We start from the raw sequence: 7,380 nt of genomic DNA, 5'->3' as shown, positions 1-7,380 counted from the left end.
GGTGGATTTCCCACCTCCCTTCTGGTCAAGATGCCCGTCAAATTAAGGTCATTTAAAACCGTCAATTTACGGGCATTATAGCGCGTCAGTAACAAAACCTCCTAAATTAGATAAATAAAAAAATGGGGATGGATTATTCATCCTCCCCTTAGTTGTTATACTGTAGTGTCAAGCTCTTCAAGAATTTCGACCAAGTTACCATCTGTTTTACCTGTTGCAAGTGCCTTAAATTGAGCATCTATAACGGTTTCCTTGGAAGGGTCAAAAGTTAATGTAAAACCATTAGTATTTTTTGCTTTATAAATATTTACTGTTAATTTCTTTCCGCTTGGCTTGGTGTGAATGAATCTGAGATAGTTGATATTTAAAGCATTTACACCACCTAAACCAAGTCTCCTAGTATTAGTTGTTGCATCAGTAGTTACAACGGCAGGATTAATCTTTGCAAGGTTATCTAAATCAAAGTGTAAAATACCACTCGTAAAAGTTACATCTTCTGAAGTCAAGAAACTTGCTACGATTCCATTACTTCTTCCACCTCTAACATCTGTATAGGTAGGTGCATACTGTAAAGATGCCCCACCTGAAATAGCACCCACATGAGAAAGTGCTGCTTCAATTTCTGTTTCAGTTGCTGTATCAACATTGGCAACAGTTCCAAGGAACAAATCACCAGAACCAAGGATAACTTGAGTATTGTCATTTGTAGTTAATGCCATATTGCATCACCATAACCTTTCATTTAGTTTGATTTCACGTTAAAAATTAAAATTTGCTGATGTGTTTTATCATCAGGATCTTTCAATCGTCCACCACCAACATAAGCCGAGTGATAGATGGACTCCCCATTTGAAATGAATCCTGGTTTATTTTTAAAATTCATTAATCGCATAATTGCTTTTGCTATTGCATCCATTGTCGAAGGATTTAAAGATACCACACGAAATTCAACCCTATTTTGAGTTGTCGCTTCAACATTGACAGGATTGTAATTGTAAATGATATATGGGTCATCAATTAAATCGGAATGCTCAAATTCAAATATCTTAGGATTTTGGGCTGTAGGCTGAAGAAGAGAGGAAAGTTCTGAATCGGATTTGAGATAGGAAAGAATAGATTGAATCATAATTTTAGTTCCTTATGAATAATTCCCTTGATTTGATCAAGGTTATGTTCAATCGCTGGTCTCAGATATGGTTGTGCTTTCATCTTAGAAGTACCATATTCAACCGCAGCAGCATATTCCAAATTTGTTCCAATTCTTGCCCTACTTTCCTTCTCATCTGTTTCCGTTGCGTGGGTAATTCTACGCCTGAGTTCCCCGGTTTTAACGGGTGCATTTGCCTTTGACTGTCCCTCCACAAACAAAGCAACCTTTTTAATTACTTGATCCCTTTTTTTCATCATCAATTGAATTGCTTCATCAAATTTACTCATGATCTCAACTCCAATAGGACTTCAAAGTGTCTTTCGTAGTCCATTAAACTTGTAACCTGGAACTTCTTATCTCCCCATTTCACAATTGAACCTAGTTCCAATTGTGAAATGGGATAGCAGAATAAACGATTTGTAACCGTCACTGTTGTTCCATAAAATGTTTCCGCTAATTTAGTGGAATACGGTTCAATTTCAGCCTTAAATTCTGTTACAACAATTTCTTCTTGCCCCAAGTACCTTCCTAGATCGTCATATTGCTTCTCAATATCAATGATTTGAACTGTCTTAGGTAATCTCATATAACCCTCACTCTCCGATGAGTGTTTAACTGCTGCATAATATCAGAAGGTAGTCCATCAAGAAATGAAGCAGAATGGGAACCTAATGTTTCAGATTTAAGGTTTTCTATTCCTTTATTTCGGTATCGAAAAACAACAATATCCTCTAAAACACTATTGAGTGAGACAGGAACTTCAGTCAGATTACAATAATTTAAAATAAAATCTGTTGACCTTTGGATGTACAAATTCAACAGATTGTCCTGTTTTGATTCTAAAAGATCAAGTTCCAGAAGGATTTTCACATTATCTAGAGTAGCCACTTATACCACCTACTTCTTTGCAGGTTTCTTAGCGGATTTGGATGCTTCTTCTTGCTCAACTCTTGGTTTCTCTACCTCTTCATAGTTAGAATCATTCTGGCAACGTTTAATACTATCAGCATCAACCACTTCCCAAATTAATCCTGTATCTTTATTTAGGAAAAACATATTATCACCTCTTTAAAATAAAACGGATAGAGGTTAATCCCCTACCCGTTATGAATTATTTTGTTAAATTAAGCAATTGTTGCCGTTAGAACTGCAATCGCTTCTGGACGTAGCACACCAGCACCATAGACCATCAATCCACGAATACCATCTGCAAAATCATCTTGTAAACGCATTGCTTCAACTTCATCAATTTGCTTACCATGACCAATAGCAGATTTATGTAATCCAAGAATTTTGTATTTACCAGTTACATTTGCAATTTCTTCAGAAACTACGATTTGTAGACCATTGATTTTCTGCCCTTCAACTACGCCATTTTCAAGTACAGTAGGTTGAGCAGTAAAACGAGCATCCTTACTTAGAAGTCCCAATACTGCATAATTAATAATTGCAAAACGATTAGCCATAGGAACTTTATTTTGGCTCAATTTAGTACCAAGATCTACAATATTATTGTAAACGTTGGATTCCGTCAAAGCGATAGGTGTAGTATCATCACCAATAGAACTTCCTGCTCCAGTATATAATCCAAGCACATAAGAATCTACGGTTTCTTGTAGAGTTGCAGAAGCTTCAGCCGTATGAGCATCAACTAACTCCCCTGCACTTTGAACTTTATCTACATCTGATACCTTAAATGCAAAGTACTTCTTCTGATCCATATTCAAATCTACGCTGGAAGTAGATAGTCCATCAAAAGTAACAGAACCTGCATAATCTTTAACTGCTACAGCCCCAACTTTATTAAACGTAATTTTATTACCTTTAATTTCAGTAGGAGGAGTTGTTATCACATCTGCAATAGATGCCTTATGAAAATTTGCCATTAAACGTGCTTCCCAGATTGTTGGAATGAAATTAGTTACTGCCATGATTAAATCACCTTTACCTTTCAAATTTTAGAGTTTAGTATTTTTAATTGAATCCCAATGTTTATTAATTTCATCGGGGGACATAGAAGATATTTGTTCTTTTGTGAATGTTTGTGGTGGTTGTCCATCTTTTGGAATAGAACCACCTGATTTTAATTTTTCATCAACTAAAGACTGGAGATGACTAGTAAACACTTCTTCATACTTGGTTAAATTTGCAAGAGTTGATTCTTGATCTTTACCAATTAAGAGGTCTACCAGATTAGCAGGAAGTTTCTTTTGGGAAAGCTGAGTTAAAGCAACATTTTTAAGTGCTTCCCTTGTCTTCTCCTGCTCCATTTGATTAATTTTTTCTTGTAATTCTCGAAGTTGCTTTTGCTCAGGTGTTTCCTGTGGATTCCTTTTAGAAACCTCCTCAGAAATTAGCTTCTCAAGGTTGTTTTTCTTCCACGTATCTAACCCTTTAGTAAAATAACTATCAAGTTGGGGCTGTAGAAGTTTTTTACCTTCATCCGTTTCAAGAAATGCCTTTGCTCCATCAGGTGTTACTTGAGATAACCCCTGCAAGTAGCTTTTTACATCCTCTTGATCCTTGCTTTGCTCCAAAAACTGTTGTACTGCTTGTAAATCCATAAAAATAGCCTCCTTAGTCCTCCCGAGTACATGCCTCAAAAGTCCATTATTTTATTTGTTTAATCCACGTTGTTCTTTAAAGTCTGCAACTTAGACAAAAAGACATATAAAAAAGCCACTCTCCACAATAGGAAAATGACTATTTTTTAACCTTGGCTTGATACCATTCTTCATAATTTTTATAAGGAATGATTTCTTTGGTCTGGTTGTCCTTACGTTTCTTGATTTCAAATTCCTTACCCAAATATGGAGTGTAAGTTGAACGGCAATTTGGGTGGGCTGGACAAACTGGTTGTTCACCTAATTTGAATATCTTTCCGTCCCTCTCACGGCAGATTTGACTTGTTTTGCTATCTAAGGTAGACATCCATTGAACCCTCTCAATTACTCCACTACTTTCATAGATATTTAACTGCCCTTGAGCGATTACCCTTGCAGACTCTGTTCTCACCAAACGCTGACTTTGATAAGCCTTAGAATCAAATTCATTCTTAATTCTTCTGGCTAATTTATCTAAACTCTCACCTTCAAGGATACCTCTCGTTAATTGTGTTCTAAGTGCTTTCACAAGGCCATCATGATTCCCCCATATCCTTTCAGAGAAAGGAACTCCTGACCAATTGAAGGTTACAGCTTCTTTTACAAACTCCGGCTTTAAGAGTGAGAATGATATAGCAACTTGTGACGCAGATTCCAAGGTGTAGGCAGTCTGATAATAGGCTTGTTGGTAAATATCTTTAAGGATTAACTTCACTTGTTTCAACTCAATCCCACCAAGTTTTTTGACCTCTTCTTTTATCTGCTCTTCTAGGTAAAGCAACCGATTATATTTCATTAAATCCGAATAGTTGAGTTTACCATCCACCGCATATTTAATATAAAATTTTGCAAGCATTTCACGGACAGAATCAAGCGAAGTTTTATAGGCTTTTAAGATTTCTTTATGCAGTTCATCGCTGAGATTAAACAAAGATTCAACCTTTTTAAGTAGTTCCTTTTCTAGATCAGCCATTAGAACCACCAGTAATATTTGAATCTGGGAACATATCATCTAATCCCATTGAACCCTGTTCTTCTTTCAATTTTTTTATTGATGCAGCAGGATTAGAAACCCTCGGCAACCAAGAAATTAATTCTTCATTCGGCAAAATACCTTGTAGTTGAACCACCATATCAGCTATAGATTTTTCATCAACTGGAATGTTTCGTACGAAAGAAATGGATATATCTCTAAAATCAAAATCCTTATTAAATTTAAGTCGCAACCATTCACAGAATAACTGTAATCGTTTCTTTAATGCCTTCTCGAAGATGGATTCTTGAATGCTAACTACATTTTCCAATTCCTGAAGTTTCAGCCTAACACTAACTCCTGATGTATTACTTTGGAAATTTTCGTTTAAATTAACTTGGTTGGTCTGGATGTATATTTCATCCTGCCAATCCTTTAACATATCCTTAACGAATGCCCCATTTGTATCTTTTGTTGCCCAGTATACTTTACTTCCTGAAGGAGTGAGAATAATCCCATTTTGTTTCATTTTCTGTGCATCTTCAAAAGATAAGTCAGCATTCTCTATAACTAAATAAGCATGTCTATGGTCTAAAATTTCATTCGCTGCTGTACTGTGAATGTTATTGTATAGATCCACTATTCGAGTAATATCATCAAAAACGGATTTTTTTAAATCATTACCTGGAACTTCAATTACTGGACATCGAGAAAAGAAGTGTGGTTTTTGTTCAAGAAGGGTTAATTTGGCATCCTTGAGGGAGTATGAGGAGAAGTTTTCATTGTCCCATACATCTACATATTCCATATCATCAAACTGAACCTTATACTTTCTAACTGCTAAAGAAACATTCCTATCAATTGTCCCATCGTGTAGAACAATCATCTCTAATGGGCTAAAGAAAGTTGATTGAAACTCTCCATTTGGATTGATATATGATAATTCATATGCTGTTCCGTTAATAAGCCTAGTCTGATTTAAGTGTATATTATGTTCCTTTTCCCAATAGGAGTAATATAAATCAATGTAATCAAGAAATTCTTTGTTCCCTGATTTACTTGAATAATTTACTGGTTTACCTAAAATATAACCAGTATAATTTAACACTGTTTTTCTACAATAATTAAATATTGCTCGTTCATCTGCTCTGGTATTGTCAACCTTAGAGGGTTCTGAAAGGATTCTATGATTTCCTTGATAATAGTCATTCAATTTTTTATACTTCAGTTGTTGGAGTGCTAACTGTTCCAACATCTTTAAAATTAATTCTTCATTTGTCACGATTCCACCACCTCATCAAAAAAGCCACCCTCTAGGGATGGACTTGATTTCCTTTCTAATTTCAATTTCATCAATTCTTGAATCGAATTCACTTACTGTATCGGCTGCATCATCATGACCAATATCTGAGCCTTGATATTCAAGAATCTGATTGTAAAAATCCTCATCCTCTTTTGCAAAAATTATAAATCCATTATTTATTTTTCCAGACATTGCGCGAATACGATTTTCTTTATTCTTCATTTGTCTCTCGTTAACAATAGTAATATTTCTATTTGATAACTGCTGATCCTCATCAATTTTCTTCTGAATTTCCTTTGCGTCTACACCTTGATATGTATTTTTCTCAATAATGATGTGTGTGAGTTCAGGAAATTCTTTTAGAAGTCCAATGACTTTTTTAACATATGTATCAAAATCAACCTTCATCAATAAACCTTTTCTAATATAACGATGACCATTTATTCCCCTTGATCCAACACAGATAGATGTATAGTCATTCCTTTTACCAACTTCAACAGCACAGTCAACAGTCATGATGCTTCGATCAAAATCTATATCATCCATTTCAGTTCTAGGTATTGTCTTCACAGCAAAGAAACACTTACCACCTGTTAATATTGTTGAATCGTTCATCATTTCTTGTTTAAATCCTATTGGGTCAGAATAATATTTTAATGCAATTTCAATCGGATGCCATTTATCTTCCCATAGAACTGGAAACTTCATCTCATCTTCATTTTCATAGTAGAAGTTCTTTGCATCGATTTCAGCATATTGATTCTTATTGTCATAATATAAGTCTCTAAAGCTTGACCAATATTCATTTGTAAAAAGAGCATCAATATCATCAACAAGAACCGCACGTTTCACAATACTTTTATATGTTTTGTCCCTAATAAGTTTAGATATAAAACAATCAGGAGCCAAAACAGTACCGCAAATTAAAAACTTTGTTCCTGATTTAATCTTATTTCCGTTACGATAAACTGCTTCATCTCCGGCAAAGAGAATATCCTTTTGAAAAGTTTCCATTTTCTTTTGTTTGGCCTGGTCTGTAAGGACATCATCTAACCCTTGAATATCATCCAAATATATACTGCTCATTCGTTTTCCAAGATGTTTCTTACCCCTGATGGATGAAGTAGAAGAAAGAGCATGTATTTTACAATTATTAGTTAGATGCAATTCATTTTTATTAACGGTGAATCGTCTACTATCAATTAATTCTCCAAACGTAAATCTAAGGTATGGATTTTCTTCTAGTTGCTTCCTCACTGCGAATGTCAATAAAAAAGTAGACCACGTGCTGAGAAAATAGTAGGCCACTAGTGATGGAAAAATAATAGACCATTTTTATAAAAACGCTGAA

General features: G+C 34.9%; 11 protein-coding genes. All 11 read right to left on the bottom strand.

Annotation, left to right across the window (positions count from 1 at the left end):
- Positions 1–155: 155 nt before the first annotated feature.
- Positions 156–719 carry a hypothetical protein gene (locus tag J2Z37_RS25045; RefSeq protein WP_209813062.1) on the bottom strand — a complete coding sequence of 188 codons (564 nt, stop codon included), beginning with the start codon at positions 717–719 and terminating at the stop codon, positions 156–158.
- 23 nt (positions 720–742) lie between these two features.
- Complete coding sequence (locus J2Z37_RS25040) at positions 743–1,126, bottom strand: hypothetical protein (RefSeq protein ID WP_209813061.1); 384 nt, start codon at positions 1,124–1,126, stop codon at positions 743–745.
- The gene (locus J2Z37_RS25035) at positions 1,123–1,437 is read right to left on the bottom strand and encodes an HK97-gp10 family putative phage morphogenesis protein (RefSeq protein ID WP_209813060.1); all 315 of its coding nucleotides are present in this window, start codon (positions 1,435–1,437) and stop codon (positions 1,123–1,125) included. Before J2Z37_RS25035 ends, J2Z37_RS25040 begins: the two co-directional genes overlap by 4 nt.
- Positions 1,434–1,736, bottom strand: a complete 303-nt coding sequence (locus tag J2Z37_RS25030; protein ID WP_209813059.1) for a hypothetical protein — start codon at positions 1,734–1,736, stop codon at positions 1,434–1,436. The genes J2Z37_RS25035 and J2Z37_RS25030 overlap by 4 nt, the downstream gene beginning before the upstream one ends.
- A complete protein-coding gene (locus J2Z37_RS25025) occupies positions 1,733–2,038 on the bottom strand; it encodes a phage head-tail connector protein (protein WP_209813058.1) in 306 nt (101 codons plus the stop codon). The genes J2Z37_RS25030 and J2Z37_RS25025 overlap by 4 nt, the downstream gene beginning before the upstream one ends.
- 9 nt (positions 2,039–2,047) lie before the next feature.
- The gene (locus J2Z37_RS25020; RefSeq protein WP_209813057.1) at positions 2,048–2,206 is read right to left on the bottom strand and encodes a hypothetical protein; all 159 of its coding nucleotides are present in this window, start codon (positions 2,204–2,206) and stop codon (positions 2,048–2,050) included.
- A 68-nt stretch (positions 2,207–2,274) separates the two neighbouring features.
- Positions 2,275–3,081, bottom strand: a complete 807-nt coding sequence (locus J2Z37_RS25015; protein WP_209813056.1) for a phage major capsid protein — start codon at positions 3,079–3,081, stop codon at positions 2,275–2,277.
- 27 nt (positions 3,082–3,108) lie between these two features.
- On the bottom strand, positions 3,109–3,714 hold the full coding sequence (locus tag J2Z37_RS25010) for a DUF4355 domain-containing protein (RefSeq protein ID WP_209813055.1): 606 nt from the start codon (positions 3,712–3,714) through the stop codon (positions 3,109–3,111).
- A gap of 139 nt (positions 3,715–3,853) precedes the next feature.
- Positions 3,854–4,726: a minor capsid protein gene (locus J2Z37_RS25005; RefSeq protein ID WP_209813054.1), complete on the bottom strand. Its 873-nt coding sequence runs from the start codon at positions 4,724–4,726 to the stop codon at positions 3,854–3,856.
- The gene (locus J2Z37_RS25000; protein ID WP_209813053.1) at positions 4,719–6,008 is read right to left on the bottom strand and encodes a phage portal protein; all 1,290 of its coding nucleotides are present in this window, start codon (positions 6,006–6,008) and stop codon (positions 4,719–4,721) included. The genes J2Z37_RS25005 and J2Z37_RS25000 overlap by 8 nt, the downstream gene beginning before the upstream one ends.
- Before the next feature lie 15 nt (positions 6,009–6,023).
- Positions 6,024–7,286 carry a hypothetical protein gene (locus tag J2Z37_RS24995; protein ID WP_209813052.1) on the bottom strand — a complete coding sequence of 421 codons (1,263 nt, stop codon included), beginning with the start codon at positions 7,284–7,286 and terminating at the stop codon, positions 6,024–6,026.
- Between the last annotated feature and the right edge of the window lie 94 nt (positions 7,287–7,380).

Source organism: Ammoniphilus resinae (assembly GCF_017873965.1).
GTDB classification, from domain to species: Bacteria; Bacillota; Bacilli; order Aneurinibacillales; family RAOX-1; genus Ammoniphilus_A; species Ammoniphilus_A resinae.
Note: the sequence above shows the minus strand (reverse complement) of the source record. Positions and strands in the feature narration are given on the sequence as shown.

Coding starts and splice junctions, on each gene's coding strand:
- J2Z37_RS25045 (WP_209813062.1), bottom strand. CDS start 719: ATGGCATTAACTACAAATGACAATACTCAAGTTATCCTTGGTTCTGGT.
- J2Z37_RS25040 (WP_209813061.1), bottom strand. CDS start 1,126: ATGATTCAATCTATTCTTTCCTATCTCAAATCCGATTCAGAACTTTCC.
- J2Z37_RS25035 (WP_209813060.1), bottom strand. CDS start 1,437: ATGAGTAAATTTGATGAAGCAATTCAATTGATGATGAAAAAAAGGGAT.
- J2Z37_RS25030 (WP_209813059.1), bottom strand. CDS start 1,736: ATGAGATTACCTAAGACAGTTCAAATCATTGATATTGAGAAGCAATAT.
- J2Z37_RS25020 (WP_209813057.1), bottom strand. CDS start 2,206: ATGTTTTTCCTAAATAAAGATACAGGATTAATTTGGGAAGTGGTTGAT.
- J2Z37_RS25015 (WP_209813056.1), bottom strand. CDS start 3,081: ATGGCAGTAACTAATTTCATTCCAACAATCTGGGAAGCACGTTTAATG.
- J2Z37_RS25010 (WP_209813055.1), bottom strand. CDS start 3,714: ATGGATTTACAAGCAGTACAACAGTTTTTGGAGCAAAGCAAGGATCAA.
- J2Z37_RS25005 (WP_209813054.1), bottom strand. CDS start 4,726: ATGGCTGATCTAGAAAAGGAACTACTTAAAAAGGTTGAATCTTTGTTT.